Below are 20,768 nucleotides of genomic sequence, written 5' to 3' on the forward strand. Positions count from 1 at the left end.
GCTGATCCAGCGGACGATCAGGGCACGACCCGGCCCACTGCCGGGTCGACCGCCAGACCGTACCCAACGGACAGGAATGCGCCATAGGAACGGCACGCTACGTAACACAAACGTTTACTCAGGAGCCTTGCGCGCGACGAACTGGACACCGAACGTGATCATGAGGACCCGTTCGGCGCTACTTTCGCCGGGCGGCCGCGCCCTGGGACGGCCTAAATGCCACTTTGTGTCACTCAGCGTGCCGGGCTGACCGAAAGTTGGGCCAGCCCGGTCACTCTGTGAGATGACAGCGGTTCAGGCGCAGGTGAGCCGCGCGGCGGCCCGCTTCCGGGCGGTGGACGGTGCTTGACGGTGGGTTTGCGCGGCCGCACCGGGCGACCGGCGGCCAAGGGGACCGGCGCCCCGAGAACGCGTGACAACCCGTGTTGAGTGGCGAATCCGGGCTGCGAGGCAGACCGGGTCGCGCTCCCCGCTCCGGCGCCGGAAGTCGGTCCCACGGCCGACGAGATCGCGCCACCGAGCCGGAGCGGGCACTCAGGCGCAGGTGAGCCGGGCGGCGGCCCAGTCGGCGCGGTCGTAGGAGTTGCCGTCGCCGCCGTCGGTGACGACCAGCCGCAGGTACTGGGCCCCGTGCAAGTCGGCCACCAGGGGCAGCGCCGGGTCCTGCCAGGTCCGCAGGCCCGTCGAGGCCGCCATCGTGGCATCGGCGTAGACCTCGAACGTCGTCGAGCCCTGCTTGTTCGTCGCCTCGCGTTCGTCGTCGACGCCGACGTCGGCGGTGAACGCCGTGCAGCGCCCGCCCAGGTAGAAGACGACTTCGCTGGGTGCGTGGGCCCCGAGCCCCTTGGGGTAGACCACGCCGTTGATCGTCAGCGGCTTGCCGTCGCCGGCCGGGATTCCGCCGTTGGACATGTCGCGTTCGACCGGGCCGTAGCCGTTCTTCTCGGCCGCCCAGCGCAGGTCGCTCGCCCAGGCCGGCGCGGCGGGCGGCGCCACCGGCACGGTCAGCGCCTGCTCGCCGGCCCAGCTCCGCTGCCCGAAGCCGAGCGCCAGGTACGTGACGCCGCCGCGCAGAACCGCTGTCGTGCCTTCGGTGCCGGACGGCGGGGTCACGCGCCAGCGCCCGGCGGCGGTGTCGCCGGTGCCCAGCACGAACTCCCGAGGCCGGGCCAGTTGCTCGACCCGCCAGCCGGCGGGCGCGGTGAGCGTGACGCGCGGGTCGAACACCGGGACGCGGGCCTCGTCGGTCGCGGACACCGTCACCTCGAAGGGTTTCCCGGCGGGCGTGATCTCCCCCGGGACGCCGGGGACGGGCGCGGCCAGCTCGAGGCCGGTGCTGACCAGCGGTTCGGCGCGCAGCCACGCGCCACCGGCGTGGACTCGGTAGACCACGGTCGCGTGCGGCGGGACGACCGCGGAGAGCCGTCCGGCGGTCTGGAGGTCGCGGCGGGCCCAGAGGTCGCGCGCGGTGTAGCCGAGGGCCTTCGGGAGGCCGGCGGCCGCGGCGGTCGTGCCGATCGCGGCGCTCGAGGTCGTCTCGTTGAAGAGGGCGACCGCGACGTCGCGGTTGGCGAGGGGCTTGGCGAAGACCCAGTGACCGTCCTGGTTGGACAGCACGCGCGCCTGGACCCCGCGCGGGTCCTGGTCGAGCGCGATGACCTCGGTGTTGCGCAGGACGTCGAAGTTCGCCGGGGACACCTTGCGCAGGTCGGCGCCGATGAGCAGCGGCGCGGCCATCATCGCCCACAGCGAGAAGTGCGACTTGTACTCGTCGGTCGTCATGCCGCCGTTGCCGACCTCGAGCATGTCGGGATCGTTCCAGTGGCCGGGCCCGGCGTACGGCGCGAGCGGCGCGTTCGCCTTGAGGATCTGGAGCATCTTGGCCCAGTTGTCCTTGATGTCACCGGTGGTCCGCCACAGGTGGCCGACGTCCGCGCCCCACGTCCACGGCTTGTTCTCGCCCCACTCGCAAAGCGAGTACACGATCGGGCGACCGGTCTTTTTCAGCGCGTCGCGCATCTTCGTGTAGCGCTCGAGCGCGGGACGGCCCTGGTTGTTGCAGTTGTCGTACTTGAGGTAGTCGACACCCCAGTCCGCGAACGTCTGCGCGTCGACGTCTTCGTGGTCCAACGCGCCGGGCTGGGTCTTCGCGCAGGTCAGCGTGCCCGCGCTCGTGTAGATGCCGAACTTGAGGCCCTTCGAGTGGACGTAGTCGGCGAGCGCCTTGATGCCGCTGGGGAAGCGCGCCTTGTTCGCCTGCATGCGTCCTTCGGCGTCCCGCGCCGGCTCGGCCCAGCAGTCGTCGACATTTACATACTGGTAACCGGCGGCTTTGAGTCCTTTGTCGACGAAGAGGTCGGCGGTGTCGCGGATGAGCTGCTCGTCGACGGCGCACCCGGTGGTGTTCCAGTTGTTGAAGCCCATCGGCGGCGTCATCGCCAGTCCGTCCGGCAGCGCTTGCGCGGGAGTGACCGCCACCACGGGCAGCAGCGCCGCGACGGCGATCACCAGGCCGAGTCGTCTCACCAGAACGTCACCCCATCGTGAAAGGTCCGATGTCTGTGCGAGCGACAGTAAGAACAGCGCGCAAGTTGGTCAATGATTGACGGACTCAGCCAGCCTTTTGGCGTAGTGCATCAGATATGAGATTTCTCAGAGGTCAGACCTACAGCGTTTCCGGTGATCGGGACCTCCGCGCGGCCGAGTGCGCTGCGCCACACCACCGGGTGGCGGTGCGCCGGTACCGGTGTCTGGTCCATCACAGACAGGAACCCGGAGGTGAGCCGGGTGCCGGGTGCGGGTCTAGCATCCGATTCATCCAGGCTCGATGACGTTGATCTCGGCACTGCCGCCGTTTCACGGCGACTGCGGACCTCACGGCCACCGGGCACATAGTCAGACGTTGGAGGCCGTTCACCGATGTCCACCACGGCGAGCACTGCCCCCGAGGCAGGCGCGAGCGATCGGGCGGGTGCCTCACGCCGGCAGGGGACCTTCTACCGGGGTGACCCCGGCATGTGGTCCTGGGTGCTGCACCGCATCACCGGCGTGCTCACATTCTTCTTCCTGTTCGTCCACGTGCTCGACACCGCGCTGGTGCGCGTGTCGCCGAACACCTACGACCAGGTCATCGAGACCTACAAGACGCCGATCGTGAACCTCCTGGAGGTCGGCCTCGTCGGCGCGGTGCTGTTCCACGCCCTCAACGGCATCCGCGTCATGCTGGTCGACTTCTGGTCGAAGGGCCCGAAGCTGCAGAAGGCGATGCTGTGGGTCATCGGCGTGGTCTGGGTCGTCGTGATGGTCCCCGGTGCGTTCTTCATGCTGAAGCGCACCGTCGAAACGCTCTTCGGGGGTAACTGACATGGCCGACCTCGCCCTCGCGAACCCCCGCGCGCCGAAGCGCCCCGCCGCCCGCCGGAGCAACTTCGAGCTCTACAGCTGGCTGTTCATGCGGATCTCCGGCCTCGCGCTGATCATCCTGGTGCTCGGGCACCTGCTGATCATGAACATCCTCGACGGCGGTGTGCACCGGATCAACTGGGGCTTCGTCGCCGGCCGCTGGGCCTCGCCGTTCTGGCAGTTCTGGGACCTGGCCATGCTCTGGCTCGCCGAGATCCACGGCGGCAACGGCCTGCGCACCATCATCGACGACTACGCGCGCAAGGACAGCACGCGGTTCTGGCTGAAGATCCTGCTGTACGTGTCCATGGCGCTGATCCTGGGCGTCGGCACGATGGTGATCTTCACCTTCGACCCGAACATGCCCGCGAACTGACAACTGCGTCGAACTCGGAGACTTTTTCATGCAGTTCCACAAGTACGACGTGGTGATCGTCGGCGCCGGTGGCGCCGGCATGCGCGCGGCCATCGAGTCCGGCCAGCGCGCCCGCACCGCGGTCCTCACCAAGCTCTACCCGACCCGGTCCCACACCGGCGCGGCCCAGGGCGGCATGTGCGCCGCGCTGGCGAACGTCGAAGAGGACAACTGGGAGTGGCACACCTTCGACACGGTCAAGGGCGGCGACTACCTCGTCGACCAGGACGCCGCGGAGATCATGGCCAAGGAGGCCATCGACGCGGTGCTCGACCTGGAGAAGATGGGCCTGCCGTTCAACCGGACGCCCGAAGGCAAGATCGACCAGCGCCGCTTCGGCGGGCACACGCGTGACCACGGCAAGGCCGCGGTGCGCCGCGCCTGCTACGCCGCGGACCGCACCGGCCACATGATCCTGCAGACGCTGTACCAGAACTGCGTCAAGTACGGCACGGAGTTCTTCAACGAGTTCTACGTGCTCGACCTGGTCCTGTCCGAGGACGAGGACGGCAACCCGGTCGCCTCCGGCGTCGTCGCCTACGAGCTGGCCACCGGCGAGCTGCACGTCTTCCAGGCGAAGTCGATCGTGTTCGCCACCGGCGGCGCGGGCAAGATCTTCAAGACGACGTCGAACGCGCACACCCTCACCGGTGACGGCCTCGGCATCATCTTCCGCAAGGGCCTGCCGCTGGAGGACATGGAGTTCTTCCAGTTCCACCCGACCGGTCTGGCCGGGCTGGGCATCCTGATCTCCGAAGCCGTCCGCGGCGAGGGCGGGATCCTGCGCAACGCCGACGGCGAGCGGTTCATGGAGCGCTACGCCCCCACCATCAAGGACCTCGCGCCGCGCGACATCGTGGCGCGCTCGATGGTGCAGGAAGTGCTGCAGGGCCGCGGGTGCGGCCCGAACAAGGACTACGTCGTCCTCGACGTCACGCACCTGCCGGTCGAGGTCCTCGAGACCAAGCTGCCGGACATCACCGAGTTCTCCCGCACCTACCTGGGCGTCGACCCGGTCAAGGAGCCGGTGCCGGTGTTCCCGACCTGCCACTACGTGATGGGCGGGATCCCGACCAACGTGCACGGCGAAGCGTTGCGGGACAACGAGAACGTCATCCCCGGCCTGTACGCGGCGGGCGAGGTCGCGTGCGTGTCCGTGCACGGTTCGAACCGCCTCGGCACGAACTCGCTGCTCGACATCAACGTGTTCGGCCGCCGCGCCGGCATCGCGGCCGCGGAGTACGCGCTGGCGCACGAGCACGTCGAGCTGCCGGAGAACCCGACCAAGCTGGTCGAGGAGCAGCTCGCGGGCCTGCTGTCGGAGCACGGCGACGAGCGCGTCGCCGACATCCGCAAGGAAATGCAGCAGACGATGGACTCGCACGCGTCGGTGTACCGGACCGAGGACACGCTGAAGCAGGCGCTGACCGACGTCCAGGCGCTGAAGGCGCGTTACCAGCGGATCACCGTGGCGGACAAGGGCAAGCGGTACAACACCGACCTGCTCGAGGCCGTCGAGCTGGGCTTCCTGCTGGAGCTGGCCGAGGTGCTCGTGGTGGGCGCGCTGGCGCGCAAGGAGTCCCGCGGCGGCCACGCCCGCGAGGACTACCCGACCCGCGACGACACGAACTTCATGCGGCACACCATGGCCTACAAGCAGGGCTCGGGTCTGTCGTCCGACATCCGGCTGGACTACAAGCCGGTCACCTTCACCCGCTACGAGCCGATGGAGCGGAAGTACTGATGACTAGCGTTGCTGAAGCTCCTGCCTCTTCCGCTTCGGACGAGCACACGCCCATCACGGTCACGCTGAAGATCCTCCGGTTCAACCCGGAGGTGGACTCGGAGCCGCACTGGGAGTCCTACGACGTCCCGGCGCAGCGCACCGACCGGCTGCTCAACCTGCTGTTCTACGTCAAGGACTACATCGACGGGACGTTCTCGTTCCGCCGCTCGTGCGCCCACGGCGTGTGCGGGTCCGACGCGATGCAGATCAACGGCATCAACCGCCTGGCGTGCAAGGTCCTGATGAAGGACCTGCTGGAGAAGGACGGCAAGAAGACCACGATCACGATCGCCCCGATCAAGGGCCTGACGACGTTGAAGGACCTCTACGTCGACATGGACCCGTTCTTCGAGGCGTACCGCGCGATCAAGCCGTACCTGATCACGTACGGCAACGAGCCGACGCGCGAGCGAATCCAGTCCCAGGCGGACCGCGACCGCTTCGACGACACGACGAAGTGCATCCTGTGCGCGTGCTGCACATCGTCCTGCCCGGTGTACTGGAACGACGGCTCGTACTTCGGCCCGGCGGCGATCGTGAACGCCCACCGCTTCATCTTCGACTCCCGCGACGAGGGAGCCGAGGAGCGCCTGGACATTCTGAACGATGGTGAAGGCGTGTGGCGCTGCCGCACGACGTTCAACTGCACCGACGCCTGCCCCCGCGGGATCCAGGTGACGAAGGCGATCCAGGAAGTGAAGCGAGCGCTGCTCTTCAAGCGCGTCTGAGTTTCCACAACAGGCGGCCGGCAAGGCAACAAGACCACGAGGTCACCAGACCTCCCCCGCCCCTCATCCCAGCCGTCAGTTCAGTCGGCGCTCGGGTTTGTCAAGGCACGCTTTCCCGCCTTGACAAACCCGAGCGCCGACTGAAAATCCCACCGGAGGGGCGGGGGAGGTCGGACCCGCTAAGCCGCGGAAGACCTCTGCCGCGGCTTAACGGCACGCGGAAGACCTCTGCCGCGGCTTCAAAGAAAAAGCATGTCCTCGCCGGACGGGCAGGCTCCGGGATGACCTGGGCTTCCCGAGTCTCGTCACCTTTTCGAGGTGGGCCGCGGGGTGGTCATCCCGTCGCCTGAACGAGGCCTATCACTTTGAGCCGGGCCCGCAAGCCTGGCATGCTTCCTTGCGTTGGTCTCTCTGTTGCGGGCCCGGCTCAAAGTGATTTGACGGCCTCAGGCGACGGGATGACCACCCAGCTCCTCTATTGGCGTTGCGTCAGCGCACCGCGTCCAGGGCGTTGACCAGGCCGTGGCCGTAGTACGAGTTGTTCTTCGCCGGCCCTGTGCACTCCGTCTCCGTCGACGCGCACTTCACCACGTCGGCCTCACCTTCCAGCAACCGGGCGATGAACGACGGCGGTGCCCCGCGGAAGCGGGACGCCAGCAGCGCCGCGACCCCCGCCGCGTGCGGTGAGGCCATTGATGTTCCGCACTTCGAGCCGTACGGGCCGCCGAACACCGTCGTCGACAGCGGGCACGCGGGGCCCGCGCCGTCCGGCGGCAGCTGCGAGAAGTCCCCGCCCGGTGCCGTGACGTCGATTGAGCCGTAGTTGCTGAACGACGACTTCGTGCCCGCGTACCCCACCGACGACACCGTCACGACGCCGTCGATCGCCTTCGGGAGGATTCCGCACGACGAGTCCACCGGGTGCGGCCGGTTCGGGTCCGTCGTCTGCGTTGTCGTGTCGAAGCCCGAGTTGCCCGCCGCCGATACGTTCAGGACCCCGTGGCGCGTCGAGAACTCGATCGCGCGGCGGACCGCCTCATACGCCGCCGCGTCGCCCGGCTCGCGGGAGCAGAAGAACATCCCCGGGTCGATGTAGTAGCTGTTGTTCGTCACCTGGAAGCCGTGCTGGGCGGCCCAGACGAACCCGCACACCGCCGACTCCGGGAAGATGTAGCCGTCGTCGTTGACCACCTTCACCGACGCCAGGCGCACGCCCGGCGCGATGCCCGTGAAGCCCGCCGCCGGGTCCTTGCCCGCGATCGTGCCCGCCACGTGCGTCCCGTGGTCGGACGTCGTCGGCGCCCACGACGCCGGTGTGAGGTGCGGCGCGCCCGTCACGCAGCCCGCCGAAGACGCCGGAGAAACGGCCGCGCGAAGGGCCGGGTGGGTCGCGTCGATGCCCGAGTCCAGCACGCCGACCGTCACCGAACGGCTGCCCTGGTAGACCTTGTTCGCCTCGGGCGCGTGGATCGCCTTCATGTCCCACTGCTGCGCCGACAGGTCACCCGCCGCGGCCACCGAACGCGTGTCCTCCAGCGTCTTCACCGCACCGAGTGAACGAGCCGTGGCACCCGACGTCGAAGCCACGTCCTTGCCGCCCGAGTAAGCCCGGTAGACGCCGATCTTCTGCTGGAAGTCCGCGTTGCGCGAGCTGGCGATCGCGACGCCGATCTCGCCGTAGTACGCCACCTTCGTGCCGCACTTGGCGGCCAGCTCGCGATCGACGGTCGACGCGCGCGTGCCCGGCTGGTACGTCACGACGTAGGTGTACGGCGTGCTCGTCGTGTCGCACGCGACCGGCGCGGCCTCGGCGGCCGGGGCCGCGGCGAACAGGCCGCCCCCGACGGCCAGCACGAGCGGGGCCGCCATTCGGCGTAAACGGGACATTCCACCTCCAGAGTCGGTGGCGTCAACCTAAACCGGCCCCGGGGACCGCGCCACCGACCAAAGTCAGGAGGGGACCCGCGAAGAGGCCCGCACCCCGCGCCAGCCCAGCACGCCGATGATCGTGCCGAGCACGAACGACACGACCGTCAGCACCGCGTGCACGATGAAGTACGCCGTGGGCGAGCCGTCGGGGGTCCAGGCCCGGTCGCTGTCCCACAGGTTCTTGGCGAACGTGATCCAGATGATCCACGACCACACGCCGAAGGCCAGCAGGAACAGCGAGGTGCCTCGCGAAATGCGCATGCCCCTGAGTATGCGACGCGCGCCTCGGCGCTAGATTGCGTGGGTGCACTCCGCTGTCTCCCGGTCGCTCAAGGTCTTCACGACGACGCTCGCCGCCGCCCTCCTGGCCCTGAGCACCCCGGCCCTCGCGGCCGCGGCGCCGCCGCAGCAGGGCCAGTGCGCGAACCACCAGGCCCCGCCGGCCCCGGTCGACACGTCGGAGAAGCCCGCGCCCGGCAAAATCGTCCCGCCGCCGCTGGCCGTGCCCGCCGACCCGGTCGGCGGCCCGCGGATGGCCGAGTGCGGCCTGATCACCCCGGCGGGCTCGCTCAACCCGCCGGAGGGCAACACCGCGGCGTCGTGGCTGGTGCAGGACCTCGACACCGGCGCGGTCATCGCGGCGAAGGACCCGCACGCCCGCCAGCGGCCCGCGTCGCTGATCAAGACGCTGCTGGCGCTCGTCGTCGTCACCCAGCTGAACCCGCAGCAGGTGATTGTCGCGACGAAGGAGGACGCCGAGCAGGAGTGCACCTGCGTCGGCCTCGTCGCCGGCGGCCAGTACACCGTCGACCAGCTGCTGCACGGCCTGCTGATGCACTCGGGCAACGACGCCGCGCACGCGTTCGCCACCGCGCTCGGCGGCGTCGACTCGGCAGTCGCCAAGATGAACGTGCAGGCGGCCCGCATCGGCGCCCGCGACACGCGCACCGCGACGCCGTCGGGGCTCGACGGGCCGGGCATGTCGACCTCGGCCTACGACCTCAGCCTGATCTTCAACTACGCGATGAAGCAGCCGGAGTTCGCGCGGGTCGTCTCGACGAAGAACTTCGAGATCCCGGCGACCGGCGGCAAGCCGGCCATCCCGATCTTCAACGACAACAAGCTGCTCGGCGTCTACCCGGGCTTCCTCGGCGGCAAGACCGGCTTCACCGACGACGCCCGCCACACCTACGTCGGCGCGGCGCAGCAGAAGGGCAAGCGGCTCGCGGTCGTGATGCTGCGCGCCGAGCAGAAGCCGACGAAGGTCGTCGACCAGGCGGCGAAGCTGCTCGACTACGGCTTCGCGCTGGAAGCCGACCGCGCCGCGCCGGTCGGCCAGATCAGCTACCAGGCCCCGGTGGCCACGCCCGGCAGCACCGACCCGTCCGTGCTCGCCGACAGCGGCACCGGCAACAGCGGGACGTCCTCGGCCGCGGCCGGCGCCAAGGAGGACCCGTTCGGCGTCACCGGCTGGATCATCACGCTGATCGTGTTCCTCGTCATCGTCGGCGGGTTCGTCATCGGGCACCAACGCAAGAAGGCCGCGAACTAGCGGAACGCGGGCCCGGGTTCCGGGGTCACGTTGCCGGTGGCGATCGCGCCGCCGCAGTGTCCACAAGCGACATACGTGCCGGCGATCTCGCCGCAGTCGTCGTGCCGCAACCGGATCGGCGGCCCGTCCGGCCCGGCGAGGTGCTCGTCGCCCCACTGCATGAGCGTGACGACGGCGCCGAAGAGGTCCCGCCCGGCTCGCGTCAGCACGTACTCGGGCACGGGGTCGACGCGGTCGAGCACGCGGGCGTCGACGAGGGTCTTGAGCCGCGCGGACAGCGTCGGGCGCGGGATCGAGAGGTTGCGCGCGAACTCGCCGTAGCGGCGCACGCCGAAGAAGGCTTCGCGCAGGATGAGCAGGCTCCACCGCTCCCCGACCAGGTCGAGCGCGCGCCCGACCGAGTCGTGCGTGAACCGGTGCGTCAAGTCGGTCACAGCTGCTCCGTGCGGGTCGGGACGCCCAGCAGGAGCTTCCCGGGCAGTTCGAAGCTGGCCGGGTTGACCTGGAAGTGCGCGGTCGCGGTGTGGGCGTCGCGGAACCGGCGCTGCAGCGGCGAAGTCTCGTAGATCGCGGCGCCGCCGCCCAGGTCGTACATGCTTTCGGCGACCTTCGCGGCCGTGCGCGTGACGTGCGTGGCGGCCAGGCGCAGGCCCACCTTGAGCGCGTCCGGCACCGGCTCGGTGCCCTGCGCGGCCTGCCAGGCGTCGTCGATGCTGGCGTAGTAGAGCAGGCGCGCCGCGCGCAGGGCGGCTTCGGCTTCCGCGACGGCGGCCTGCGTCGCCGACCGCTCGGCCAGCGACCGGCTGGAGCCGAGCGGCTTGCGCGTCGAGGCGAGCTCGACGAGGTCGTCGATCGCGCCACGCGCGTTGCCGAGCGCGGCGGCCGCGACCGACAGCGCGAAGTAGCCGAAGAGCGGGAACCGGTGCAGCGCGACGGCGTCCGCGGGCGGGCCGCCCATGACCGAGAAGACGCGGTGCTCGGGGACGAACAGTTCGTCGGCCACGCAGTCGTGGCTGCCGGTGCCGCGCAGGCCGTTCGTGTGCCAGGTGTCGAGGACCTCGATTTCGGCCTTCGGCAGCGCCGCGACGTAAAGCGCGCCTTCGTGCACGAACCCGGCGAAGAGCCAGTCGCAGTGCGGGATGCCGCTGCAGAACGCCCAGCGGCCGGACACGACGTAACCGCCGTCGACCCTCCGCCCGACGCCGCGCGGCGCCCAGACGCCGGCGGCGACGGTCCTGGGGTCACCGAAGACCTCCTCGGCGCACTTCCGCGGGGCGTAGGCCGAGAGCAGGCTGCTCGTCACGGCGATCGAGACGCACCAGCCGGCCGAGGCGTCCCCGCGCGCGACCGTCTCCGCGGCTTCGAGGCTGAGCGCGGGCGGCGCTTCGGGGCCACCCAAGTGAGCGGGGACGCCGCTGCGCAGGAGCTGGGCGTCGGTCAGCTTGGCGACCAGCTCGGCCGGCAGGGCACGCCGCTGTTCGGTGACCGGGGCAAGGGACTTGGCGAGGTCGGCGCACTCGCGGGCGGCGTCCAGCATGAAACCTCCGGTTCAGATTTCTTACCGGTTCAGTTTCTTTACTGGGTGGATCGGTGTCAAGACTTGCGCCGGCCCCCGAGCCACGCGAGCAGCGCCCCGGCGCTGAACGCACCGGCGACGGCACCGAGCCCGGGCCCGCGCTGCACGGTGACGCTCTGCTCGAGCCGCACCGGGGGCGGGGGCTCGACGACCGTGCGCTGGTTCTCCTTGGCCGTCGCGGTCCACGCCGTGATGAGCAGCAGGAAGCGCGAGACGAGGTTGGCGAACACGAGCAGGCCGATGACCGGCCCGAACAGCGCGGCCGACGGCGACTTCGTGACGCTGGCCAGGTAGATCGAGCCGACCTGCTGCAGGACTACGAACCCGACGGCGGCGACGATCGAGCCCTTGATGGCACTGCGCAGCGCGACGTGCTCCCGCGGCAGCCGCGCGATCACCCAGAGGAAGACGAGCGTGTTGGCGAGCAGGCCGAGCACGATCGTGCCGGCGCGCAGCAGGTAGATCGCCCACTTCTGGTCGGCGAGCCCGACCTGTTCGAGCAGGAACTGCCCGACGCCGCCCCCGACCGCGGTCAGCGCGAAGGAGACGATGAGCGCGACACCGAGGCCGATCAGCGCGACGAAGTCCTTGAGGGTCTGCTTGACGATCGGCTGCGGCTGCTTCTCCTGGCCCCACTGCGCGGTGAGCGCGTCGCGGAGGTTCGACATCCAGCCGATGCCGGAGTAGAGGGCGATGAGCAGGCCGAAGATGCCGATGCCGCTGCCGGAGTCGAGCGCCCCGTTGACGATGCCGGAGACGAGCGACTGGAGACCTTGAGGCACGGAGTCGTTGATGCCTTTGGTGATCTTGTCGATGATCGTCTTGTCGTGGTTGACGACCAGCCCGACCACGGCGAAGGCGACCATGAACAGCGGGAAGACGGACAGCACGCTGAAGTAGGTGATGGCGGCGGCGTAGTGGTTGCCGTACCGCTCGCCGAAGGCCTCGTTGGCCCGGATCAGGTGATCGAGCCACGGGTACTTCCGCCGCAGCCGCGGCAGGAGCTTTTCCTTCGTTTCTTCGTTCGCCACCGTGAAACGCTAACCACGCCACGTGACTCCCGCAACGCGAGCGGGCCAGATGAGGGAGGCGGGATCAGGCGCCCGCCTCGGCCTCCGCGGCCATCGCGATCTCCCGATCCCGGCGCGGCCGCCGGTTGTCCACAGCGGTCGGCAGTTGTGCACAACCGGCTCGTCCGGCGCTGCAGAAACCCGAATCGTCGGTGGGCGCGGATAGACTGGACTTGGGGACGCCCCCCAAGGGAAGGGCGGGGGCCGCTTTCGGGTCGGCGGCGGTGGCCGCACTTGGCTCAGGTCAGGGCAGCGACCAAGTCCTGGTAGGTGGTCTCCCCGCCGAGGATCGCCGCCCGTGGCCGCGTCGAGGCGTACTCGGCCACGCGGTCGTACGCCGTGGCCAGGTCTTCCTCGGTGAGCGGTTGCGCCGTCTCGACTTCTGATTCCCCGCGCCCGGCAAAGCGCCTACGCGTTTCCTCGAGCCCCGGCAGCAGGACGATCTCGTGGAAGCTCGCGCCCGTCTCGTCTGCCAGCGCTTCGAGCCGCTCGGCGAAGCCCGGACGGGCCAGCAGCTGCGGCACCACGACGTCGTGTCCCGCCGACAGGTGCGTACGCGCCGCCGCCACGGCCATTTCTCGAGCCAGCAGCCCCGCCTCGCCCGGATTGGCTCGCCAGCCGCCGACCATCGCCCGGACGCGGTCGACGTCCAGGGCCACGGACGGCGGGTGGTCGTCGGCGTAGCGCCGGGCCAGCGTCGACTTGCCGCTGCCCGGCGGGCCGTTCAGCAGGATCAGCTTCACCGCACCGGCGGCAGGAACCCGATCCGCTGGTACGTCTTGGCCAGCGTCTTCGACGCCACTTCGCGCGCCCGCTCAGCACCCGTGGCGAGGATCTTGTCCAGCTCGGCGACATCGTCCAAATAGGACTTCGCCCGGTCCTGGATCGGCGTGACCCACTCGACGAACACCTCGCCGAGGTCCTTCTTCAGGTCGCCGTAGCCCTTGCCTTCGTACGCCGCTTCGAGGTCCGCGATCGTCCGGTCGGTCAGGGCCGAGTAGATCGTCAGCAGGTTCGAGACGCCGGCCTTGTTCTCCGGGTCGAACTTGACCTCGCGGCCCGTGTCGGTGACCGCCGAACGGATCTTCTTCGCCGACCGCTTCGGATCTTCGAGCAGCTCGACGATGCCGTTGGCGCTGGAGGCCGACTTGCTCATCTTGGCCGTCGGTTCCTGCAGGTCGTAGATCTTCGCCGTGTCCTTGATGATGTACGGCTCGGGCACCACGAACGTCTTGCCCAGCCGGTTGTTGAAGCGCTGCGCGAGGTCGCGCGTGAGCTCGAGGTGCTGGCGCTGGTCCTCGCCGACCGGGACGGCGTCCGCGCGGTACAGCAGGATGTCCGCGGCCTGCAGGATCGGGTAGGTGAAGAGGCCGACGCTGGAGCGGTCGGAGCCCTGTTTGGCCGACTTGTCCTTGAACTGCGTCATCCGGCCGGCCTCGCCGAAGCCGGTCTGGCATTCGAGGACCCAGCTCAGCTGGGCGTGCTCCGGGACGTGGCTCTGCACGAACAGAGCGCTGCGGTCCGGGTCGATGCCGATGGCGAGCAGCTGCGCGGCCGAGACGCGGGTGCGCTGCCGCAGCACCTTCGGGTCCTGCTCGACGGTGATGGCGTGCAGGTCGACAACGCAGTAGAACGGCTCGTGCGTGTCCTGCAGCCGCACCCACTGGCGCAGCGCACCGAGGTAGTTGCCGAGGTGGAACGAGTCGGCGGTGGGTTGGATCCCCGAAAGGACCCGCGGACGACGTTCGGTGGCAACGGTCTGCTCTTCGGACACGGGAGGATTCTTCCAGGCCGGGCCTGGTGGTGGGCGCGGAGGGGGTTGGAGCTGGGGATTCTTCCAGGCCGAGGGGTGAGCGGGACTTGCCTGGACCGCGGCGCACCGGCCGGCAGCGCGCAGGCGGCCGCGTAGGGCGCGGCGTGAGTCAGGCGCGCGGGTAAGGGCATCGGCAACCACCGGCGCGGAAGCAGCTCAGGTGTGCGGGTGCTGCGAGGAGCGGGGCCAACCGGCTATTGCAAGCGCCCAGAGTGCGGGCGACCCGATGCGCCACCAGCCGCCGCCGGGACCGGAGCGAGCCCAGGTGTGCGCGGGAGCGGACGAATCGGCGGGGCATCAGCCGCCGCTGGGGCCACGTGGGCTCGGGTGCGGGCGAACCGGCGCCCGTCTGGGTCAGGCGTGCGGGCGTTGCGTGAGGAACGGGCGGGTCGGCGTCGCGTCAGGCTCGCCGAGGACCGCCTCGGCCATCGCCGTGACCGGGCCCGGGGCCTCGGGGACCGCCGGGGCCGCCTCCGCCACCCGGGACTTGCGGCGCTGGCGCAGCACACCCAGCGTCATCCCGACGATGCCGAGCGCCACCGCGACCAGCCCGACCGGGCCGAGCACGCCGAAGCTCTCCGCGTTCGTGTCGGCCTGGGCGGTCGTCACGTCGGCGAACGCGTTCCCGCCGCCGGCCAGCAGCAGCGCGGCCGGGACGAGCGCGACCACCGCCGCCGCGCGAATTCCGCGCAGCGAGGACCGCATCAGGGTTTGACCTGGGTTGCGCACCGGAGTGCCTCCCGCGAGTGACTAGCGCTGCGACTTACCTAAATGCTCACCCATTCGAGTGAGACGCTGCGTGCTACTGGTCAAAAAACTACCGAGCGTGTCAAGACCTGTCGGTACCGATCGACTCGGGGGCCGAGACTAGCGCCCAACCGGGAACACGGTCCCGCCACCCCCACGGTTCACTCCAACCGCCCAAGCGGGTGTTGCGGGAGGCGGAACGCTCATACCCAAAGTAGAGAGTGGCCGATCCGTGTCCGGCCGCCTGTCACCCGTTCATCGCAAATTCGGCTTACCCTCTGCCATTCGTCGCAGTCCGGACTGGTCCGATCGCGTCGTCTTATCCGGAAAACTTTTCACTCGATAGTGATTGGTCTATACCTCTTGGAGTAGCCCATTCGGCTCGGTCGGACCGCGCACGACCGGCGTGACCAAGAGGAGTTCCGAATGTCGATCACCCGGTTCCTGAAGCGCGCCGGAGTGGCGGTGAGCGCGCTCGCCGCGGCGAGCGCCGCCGTCGTGCTCCCGGCCACCACCGCGTCCGCCGCGGCGGACGCCTCGTTCGTCGTGAGCGAGGCCCAGTTCGACCAGATCTTCCCCAACCGCAACAGCTTCTACACTTACAGCGGCCTGACCGACGCGCTGTCCGCGTACCCTGGCTTCGCGAACACGGGCGACGACACCGTGAAGAAGCAGGAAGCCGCCGCGTTCCTCGCGAACGTCAACCACGAGACCGGCGGCCTCGTCTACGTCGTCGAGCAGAACACCGCGAACTACCCGCACTACTGCGACGCGAGCCAGCCCTACGGCTGCCCCGCCGGCCAAGCCGCCTACTACGGCCGCGGCCCGATCCAGCTCAGCTGGAACTTCAACTACAAGGCCGCGGGCGACGCGCTCGGCATCGACCTGCTCGGCAACCCCTACCAGGTCGAGCAGAACGCGGCCGTCGCCTGGAAGACCGGCCTCTGGTACTGGAACACCCAGACCGGCCCCGGCACGATGACGCCGCACGACGCGATGGTCAACCAGCGCGGCTTCGGCGAGACCATCCGCAGCATCAACGGCTCGATCGAGTGCAACGGCGGCAACCCCGCCCAGGTGCAGAGCCGGATCGACAAGTACACCCAGATCACCGGGATCCTCGGGGTCCCCACCGGGGACAACCTGTCCTGCTGAGCCGGGCGCGGCGAGAAGGGCCTCCCCGGCCACTCGGGGAGGCCCTTTTTCGTTGTCAGGCCTGGGGATCGAGGTGACCGAGCAGCTTGCGCAGGACGTCGTCGAGCAGGTCTAGTTCCTTTTTGGATAGTCCCGACAGCAGCTCGGAGACGTTCGCGGTGTGCTCGGTCATCGCGGCGTCGACGGCGTCGAAACCACTGGCCGTCAAGCGGATGCGGAAGCTGCGGCGGTCGTTCGGGTCCAGCGTGCGCTCGACGAACCCGGCCTTCTCCAAGCGGTCGAGGCGACTCGTCATGCCGGCGCGGGACATCATCAGCGTCGCGGACAGCTCGGACGGGATCAGCGTGTACGGCCGCCCGGACCGGCGGAGCGCGGCCAGGACGTCGAACTCCCCGCGCTGCAGGCCGAACTTACCGAACACCCGCTCCTGCGCCGGGCCGAGCACGAGCGCGAGCCGGCCCATCCGGCCGGCGACGCCGATGGCGGCCAGGTCGAGGTCGGGGCGTTCGCGGTGCCACGCCGACACGACGGCGTCGACGGCGTCTTCGTCAGTCACGCCGCCACTCTATTCGACGCCAGCACTATTCGCCGCCTGATAGTTTGACAGCGAACTATCAGGCGTGGAACCATCACCGGCATGACGACATTGCTGGTCCGCCACGACGAAGCCGAGCAGCTCGGCTCGACCCCCGACACGATGACCCTGCTCGCCGACGTCTCCCAGACCGGCGGGCACCTGAGCACGAACCGCGCCTCGCTGGGCCGCGGGCGCGACGGCGCGACGCCGCACTTCCACACCTCGTCGGCCGAGATGTTCTTCATGCTGGACGGCGAGCTCGCGGTCCTGAACGGCGACGAGGTCGTGACGGTGCGGACGGGTGACATGCTGTTCGTGCCCCCGCACACGAATCACGCGTTCGGGGCGACCGAACGGTCAGGCGCGGACGTGCTGATCGTGTTCACGGCCGGCGTGGAGCGCTTCGAGTACTTCCGGATGATCGACCGGATCCGGCGGGGCGAGGCGTCGCCGGCGGAGATCCTGGCGTCGCAGGACCGCTTCGACAACCACTTCGTGGACAGCGCGACCTGGCGCGCCGCCCGCGCGGCCTAGATGTCGTAGGTGGCGGTGACCGGCGCGTGGTCGGACCAGCGCTGGTCGTAGGCGGCGGCGCGCTCGACGATGACGTCGACGACCTTCTCGGCGAGGCCGGGGGTCACGAGCTGGCAGTCGATGCGCCAGCCGGAGTCGTTGTCGAACGCCTGGCCGCGGTAGGACCACCAGGTGTACGGGCCGGGGCCTTCGGGGTCGAGGCGGCGCTGGACGTCGGTGTAGCCGGCCTCGGTGTAGACGCGGCCGAGCCAGGCGCGTTCCTCGGGGAGGAAGCCGGAGTTCTTGCGGTTGCCGCGCCAGTTCTTGAGGTCGACGGTGTCGTAGGCGATGTTCCAGTCCCCCACGACGACGACCTCGCGCCCGGCCGCGGCGGCCTTCGCGCGGAGCTCGACGAGGTAGGGCAGGAACGCGGCCATGAAGCGTTCCTTCTCGTCCTGGCGTTCGGTGCCGACGTCACCGCTGGGGAGGTACAGGCTGGCGACGACGACCTTCGCGAAGTGGACTTCGAGGTAGCGGCCGCTGTCTTCGAACTCGGGTTCCCCGAAGCCGATCCGGACTTCTTCGGGCTCTTCGCGGCTGTAGACGGCGACGCCGTTGCGCCCCTTGACGGCCGAGGGGGCGTGCACCGAGAACCAGCCTTCGGGTTCGACGACCTCCGCCGGGAGCTGGCTCGCCTCGGCGCGCACCTCCTGGCAGGCGACGACGTCGGCCTTCGTGGTGGCGAGCCACTCGACGAAGCCCTTCTTGGCGGCGGCACGGAGTCCGTTGACGTTCACGGTGGAGACGGTCAGCACGTCCCGCACGCTACCGGTTCGCTCTGCCAGACTGCCGGGCATGGGTGAGCTGACGGTGCTCGGCAGCTGCGGCGCGTTCCCCGAACCCGGGCGGGCGTGCGCGGGGTTCTTGTTGTCGCACAACGGGTTTCGCGTCGTCCTCGACCTCGGGTACGGCGCCGCCTCGCGGCTGTTCGGCCACGGGTTGCCGGACGCGGTGGTGGTGACGCACGAGCACCCGGACCACTGCGCGGACGTGAGCGCGCTCGGGCGGGCCTCGTACTACGGGGACGGTCCGCGGCTGCCGTTGTTCTGCACGCCCGGCACGGTCGGCCGGCTCGCGGCGATGGAGCCGCGCCCGCACCCGGCGGAGGTGTTCGAGGTGCGAGACTTGGCATCGGCTGCTTCGGTCGGGCCGTTTCGGCTGACGACGTTCGCGTTGCCACACCACGTGCCGAACTTCGGCGTGCGGTTGGTGGCGCCCGGGTTGACCGTGGCTTACACGGGTGACACGGGGCCTTCGCCGTTGCTGGCCGAACTGGGGCGCGACGCGGACCTGCTCATCTGCGACGCCACCTACCGGACGCCGCCCGCGGGGGACGAGCCGCGGTACTTGATGACGGCCGCGGAGGCGGGCGAGTGGGCAACCGCAGCCGGAGCGCGCCGGCTGCTGCTGACGCACTTTTGGCCTGGCACCGACCGTGCGGCGGCGGCCGCGGACGCACGCGCCGAGTTCGGTGGCGAGGTGCTGGTCGCGGCGGAAGGCCTGACGATCGAGCTTTGACGGCTCGGCTCGGCTTGCCGGTCCGCACGCGGAGCTGCCCACCCCCGCGCGCGGACCATCCCCTTGGCCCCGCAGCGAAACAGCCGACAGCCGCGCCACCCGGAAGTCCGGCGGGTCCGAAGGGATCCTCGCCTCGCGCCCGGACCCCCGTCCGGCTGCGTTCCCCAGGCTCCAACCCTCCGGCCCCGCCGCACAGCCCCCGTAGCCCCTGCCCGCGGAACTCCCCCTGGAGACCCCGCGGACGACACCACCTCGAACCCATGCCGCATTCAGTTGTCGCCCGGCCCCGGGCGTCGGCCACCTCCCAACTTCCGACCTACCGAAGTTCTAACACCCACCACCGACAAAAACTTGACCCCACAAGCTACGAGCATTAGCTTTAAAGCTATGCCAAGTAGCCGCCATGTCCCCTAGAGCCGGCCTGACCCCCGACGGCGTGGTCGAGCTGGCCCTCAAGATCATCGACGCGTCCGGGCCCGAAGCCCTCACCCTCGCCAAGGTCGCCGAGCGCGCCAACGTCGCCGCGCCCTCCCTCTACAAGCACGTCAAGAACCTCGCCGACCTGCGCCGACTGATCGACCTCCGGGTCGTGCAGGAAATGTCCGAGGCCCTGCAAAAAGCCGCCACCGGGCGCGAAAGCGCGGACGCCGTCCGAGCCGTCGCCGACGCCTACCGCGACTACCTGCGCCGCCACCCGCACCGCACCCACGCCCTCACCACCGCCCCCGACGAGACCGACACCGAACTCAGCAAGGCCACCCACGCCGTCGCCGAGGTCGTCTTCGCCGTCCTTCGCCCCTACGGCTTCGGCCACGCCCAGGTCGTGCACGCCACCCGCTGCCTCCGCGCCGCCGTGCACGGATTCGCCGGGCTCGAAGCCTCCGGCGGCTTCGGCCGCCCCGAGGACGTCGACCAGAGCTTCGAAGTCCTCAAAACCATCCTCGTCCAAGGCCTGACCACCTACTCGGAGCAGGAGCAGAAATGAGCTTCATCCTCGCCGTCCTCCTCTTCACCGTCGGGCTCGGCGTGCTCGACGCCCGGTTCCCCTGGACGGAGACCCGCCGATGATCGCCGGGCACTTCGGGCTCGCCGCCGCCGTCAAGGCCGGCCGGCCCGCCATTCCCGTGTGGACGCTCATGCTCGCCACCGCGTGGCTCGACGTCGTCTTCGTGCCGCTCTACCTCAGCGGCATCGAGACGGTCGACGGCGCGGGCTACGGCGGCGGCGTCATCCACGCCGACTACACGCACTCCCTCGTCGGCGCGCTCGTCCTCGCCGCGCTCTTCGGCGCGGTGGCAGCACACTGGCTCGGCCGCGAAACCGGGTTGATCCTCGGCGGGGTCGTCTTCTCGCACTGGCTGCTCGACCTCGTCGTGCACCGCGCCGACCTGCCGATCCTGCCCGGCAACGCCGGCGACCTGCCCACGTTCGGCTTCGGGCTGTGGCGGCTGCCCGCCGTCTCGGCCGTCGTCGAACTGCTGATGCTGGCGATCGGCATCGGCCTCTACTGGCGGGCCGCCGCGAAACGCGACCCGAAGCGCGCGCGGGTGCTGGGGCTGACCGCCGCGGTGTGTGGCGTCATCACCCTCGGCACCGATCTGCTGGGAGTCTGATCAGCAGGCGGATCCGGCGACCGGCTCGGTGAACGCGGCGGCCACCCACTTGTCGTCGGCCACCTTCCGGAAGCCGTTCTGCACGCCCGGCAGCGCGTCGAACTGGGCGTCGCGCAGGTACTTGCCGACGACCTTCGCGTTGCCGTCGGCCGTCTCGCGGGCGTTGAGGACGTCTGCGGTCACCGTCACCTTGCAGCCGGTCGCCGACGCTCCCGAAGCCTGCTTGTTCGTGTTCGTCACGTAGACGATGACGACCAGGACGATGGCGCCCAAGATGATCAGAGTCTTCTTCGACATGCCTTCCTCCAACCGCG

22 protein-coding genes are annotated in these 20,768 nt (G+C 69.6%); 10 read left to right on the plus strand and 12 right to left on the minus strand.

Annotated features, from left to right (window positions below; translation table 11 throughout):
• Window positions 1–534: 534 nt before the first annotated feature.
• On the minus strand, window positions 535–2,526 hold the full coding sequence (locus tag ACZ7OH_RS09300) for an NPCBM/NEW2 domain-containing protein (RefSeq protein WP_470280413.1): 1,992 nt from the start codon (window positions 2,524–2,526) through the stop codon (window positions 535–537).
• A 393-nt stretch (window positions 2,527–2,919) separates the two neighbouring features.
• Here ACZ7OH_RS09300 and sdhC point away from each other — a divergent pair, with 393 nt between their 5' ends.
• The 4 genes from sdhC to ACZ7OH_RS09320 are packed head-to-tail and all read left to right on the plus strand — an operon-like array spanning window position 2,920 to window position 6,331.
• Complete coding sequence (sdhC, locus tag ACZ7OH_RS09305; RefSeq protein ID WP_285456018.1) at window positions 2,920–3,363, plus strand: succinate dehydrogenase, cytochrome b556 subunit; 444 nt, start codon at window positions 2,920–2,922, stop codon at window positions 3,361–3,363.
• Between the two features lies 1 nt (window position 3,364).
• The gene (locus ACZ7OH_RS09310) at window positions 3,365–3,778 is read left to right on the plus strand and encodes a succinate dehydrogenase hydrophobic membrane anchor subunit (protein WP_470280414.1); all 414 of its coding nucleotides are present in this window, start codon (window positions 3,365–3,367) and stop codon (window positions 3,776–3,778) included.
• Between the two features lie 28 nt (window positions 3,779–3,806).
• Window positions 3,807–5,561, plus strand: coding sequence for a succinate dehydrogenase flavoprotein subunit (gene sdhA, locus ACZ7OH_RS09315; protein ID WP_400900472.1), 1,755 nt, complete (start codon window positions 3,807–3,809; stop codon window positions 5,559–5,561).
• The gene (locus ACZ7OH_RS09320) at window positions 5,561–6,331 is read left to right on the plus strand and encodes a succinate dehydrogenase iron-sulfur subunit (RefSeq protein ID WP_400900474.1); all 771 of its coding nucleotides are present in this window, start codon (window positions 5,561–5,563) and stop codon (window positions 6,329–6,331) included. The genes sdhA and ACZ7OH_RS09320 overlap by 1 nt, the downstream gene beginning before the upstream one ends.
• A 489-nt stretch (window positions 6,332–6,820) precedes the next feature.
• Here ACZ7OH_RS09320 and ACZ7OH_RS09325 read toward each other — a convergent pair whose 3' ends face one another.
• Together ACZ7OH_RS09325 and ACZ7OH_RS09330 are read right to left on the minus strand one after the other, a co-directional pair.
• Window positions 6,821–8,218, minus strand: coding sequence for a S8 family peptidase (locus ACZ7OH_RS09325; protein ID WP_470280415.1), 1,398 nt, complete (start codon window positions 8,216–8,218; stop codon window positions 6,821–6,823).
• 63 nt (window positions 8,219–8,281) lie between these two features.
• A complete protein-coding gene (locus tag ACZ7OH_RS09330; protein ID WP_470280416.1) occupies window positions 8,282–8,521 on the minus strand; it encodes an SCO4848 family membrane protein in 240 nt (79 codons plus the stop codon).
• 43 nt (window positions 8,522–8,564) lie between these two features.
• Here ACZ7OH_RS09330 and ACZ7OH_RS09335 point away from each other — a divergent pair, with 43 nt between their 5' ends.
• A complete protein-coding gene (locus ACZ7OH_RS09335) occupies window positions 8,565–9,812 on the plus strand; it encodes a D-alanyl-D-alanine carboxypeptidase family protein (RefSeq protein ID WP_470280417.1) in 1,248 nt (415 codons plus the stop codon).
• Here ACZ7OH_RS09335 and ACZ7OH_RS09340 read toward each other — a convergent pair.
• From ACZ7OH_RS09340 to ACZ7OH_RS09365, 6 genes are all read right to left on the minus strand, one after another.
• Complete coding sequence (locus tag ACZ7OH_RS09340) at window positions 9,809–10,246, minus strand: winged helix-turn-helix transcriptional regulator (protein ID WP_470280418.1); 438 nt, start codon at window positions 10,244–10,246, stop codon at window positions 9,809–9,811. The genes ACZ7OH_RS09335 and ACZ7OH_RS09340 overlap by 4 nt on opposite strands.
• Complete coding sequence (locus ACZ7OH_RS09345; protein ID WP_470280419.1) at window positions 10,243–11,349, minus strand: acyl-CoA dehydrogenase family protein; 1,107 nt, start codon at window positions 11,347–11,349, stop codon at window positions 10,243–10,245. Before ACZ7OH_RS09345 ends, ACZ7OH_RS09340 begins: the two co-directional genes overlap by 4 nt.
• 56 nt (window positions 11,350–11,405) lie before the next feature.
• Window positions 11,406–12,419 carry an inner membrane protein YhjD gene (gene yhjD, locus ACZ7OH_RS09350; RefSeq protein ID WP_470280420.1) on the minus strand — a complete coding sequence of 338 codons (1,014 nt, stop codon included), beginning with the start codon at window positions 12,417–12,419 and terminating at the stop codon, window positions 11,406–11,408.
• 278 nt (window positions 12,420–12,697) lie between these two features.
• A complete protein-coding gene (locus ACZ7OH_RS09355) occupies window positions 12,698–13,201 on the minus strand; it encodes an AAA family ATPase (protein ID WP_470280421.1) in 504 nt (167 codons plus the stop codon).
• Window positions 13,198–14,232 (minus strand): tryptophan--tRNA ligase, encoded by a 1,035-nt coding sequence (gene trpS / locus ACZ7OH_RS09360; RefSeq protein ID WP_470280422.1) that lies wholly within the window; start codon window positions 14,230–14,232, stop codon window positions 13,198–13,200. The genes ACZ7OH_RS09355 and trpS overlap by 4 nt, the downstream gene beginning before the upstream one ends.
• A 393-nt stretch (window positions 14,233–14,625) precedes the next feature.
• The gene (locus ACZ7OH_RS09365) at window positions 14,626–14,976 is read right to left on the minus strand and encodes a hypothetical protein (protein WP_400900492.1); all 351 of its coding nucleotides are present in this window, start codon (window positions 14,974–14,976) and stop codon (window positions 14,626–14,628) included.
• 468 nt (window positions 14,977–15,444) lie between these two features.
• Here ACZ7OH_RS09365 and ACZ7OH_RS09370 point away from each other — a divergent pair, with 468 nt between their 5' ends.
• Window positions 15,445–16,173, plus strand: coding sequence for a chitinase (locus tag ACZ7OH_RS09370; protein ID WP_470280423.1), 729 nt, complete (start codon window positions 15,445–15,447; stop codon window positions 16,171–16,173).
• Window positions 16,174–16,228: 55 nt separating this feature from the next.
• Here ACZ7OH_RS09370 and ACZ7OH_RS09375 read toward each other — a convergent pair whose 3' ends face one another.
• A complete protein-coding gene (locus ACZ7OH_RS09375) occupies window positions 16,229–16,729 on the minus strand; it encodes a MarR family winged helix-turn-helix transcriptional regulator (RefSeq protein ID WP_400900496.1) in 501 nt (166 codons plus the stop codon).
• Window positions 16,730–16,810: 81 nt separating this feature from the next.
• On the opposite strand from ACZ7OH_RS09375, the gene ACZ7OH_RS09380 reads away from it, so the two are divergent.
• Window positions 16,811–17,284 carry a cupin domain-containing protein gene (locus tag ACZ7OH_RS09380; RefSeq protein ID WP_470280424.1) on the plus strand — a complete coding sequence of 158 codons (474 nt, stop codon included), beginning with the start codon at window positions 16,811–16,813 and terminating at the stop codon, window positions 17,282–17,284.
• Here ACZ7OH_RS09380 and ACZ7OH_RS09385 read toward each other — a convergent pair.
• Entirely contained in the window at window positions 17,281–18,087 is an 807-nt protein-coding gene (locus tag ACZ7OH_RS09385; protein ID WP_470280425.1) for an exodeoxyribonuclease III, read from the minus strand. The two genes, ACZ7OH_RS09380 and ACZ7OH_RS09385, sit on opposite strands and share 4 nt — an antisense overlap.
• 31 nt (window positions 18,088–18,118) lie before the next feature.
• On the opposite strand from ACZ7OH_RS09385, the gene ACZ7OH_RS09390 reads away from it, so the two are divergent.
• The 3 genes from ACZ7OH_RS09390 (at window position 18,119) to ACZ7OH_RS09400 (ending at window position 20,454) form a co-directional block, all read left to right on the plus strand.
• The gene (locus tag ACZ7OH_RS09390) at window positions 18,119–18,841 is read left to right on the plus strand and encodes an MBL fold metallo-hydrolase (RefSeq protein WP_470280426.1); all 723 of its coding nucleotides are present in this window, start codon (window positions 18,119–18,121) and stop codon (window positions 18,839–18,841) included.
• 403 nt (window positions 18,842–19,244) lie between these two features.
• Window positions 19,245–19,826 carry a TetR/AcrR family transcriptional regulator gene (locus ACZ7OH_RS09395; RefSeq protein WP_470280427.1) on the plus strand — a complete coding sequence of 194 codons (582 nt, stop codon included), beginning with the start codon at window positions 19,245–19,247 and terminating at the stop codon, window positions 19,824–19,826.
• A gap of 79 nt (window positions 19,827–19,905) precedes the next feature.
• Entirely contained in the window at window positions 19,906–20,454 is a 549-nt protein-coding gene (locus tag ACZ7OH_RS09400; protein ID WP_470280428.1) for a permease, read from the plus strand.
• Here the strand turns inward: ACZ7OH_RS09400 and ACZ7OH_RS09405 are convergent, their stop codons facing one another.
• On the minus strand, window positions 20,455–20,751 hold the full coding sequence (locus tag ACZ7OH_RS09405) for a hypothetical protein (RefSeq protein ID WP_086682383.1): 297 nt from the start codon (window positions 20,749–20,751) through the stop codon (window positions 20,455–20,457).
• Between the last annotated feature and the right edge of the window lie 17 nt (window positions 20,752–20,768).

The organism is Amycolatopsis sp. NPDC114478 (genome assembly GCF_055633805.1).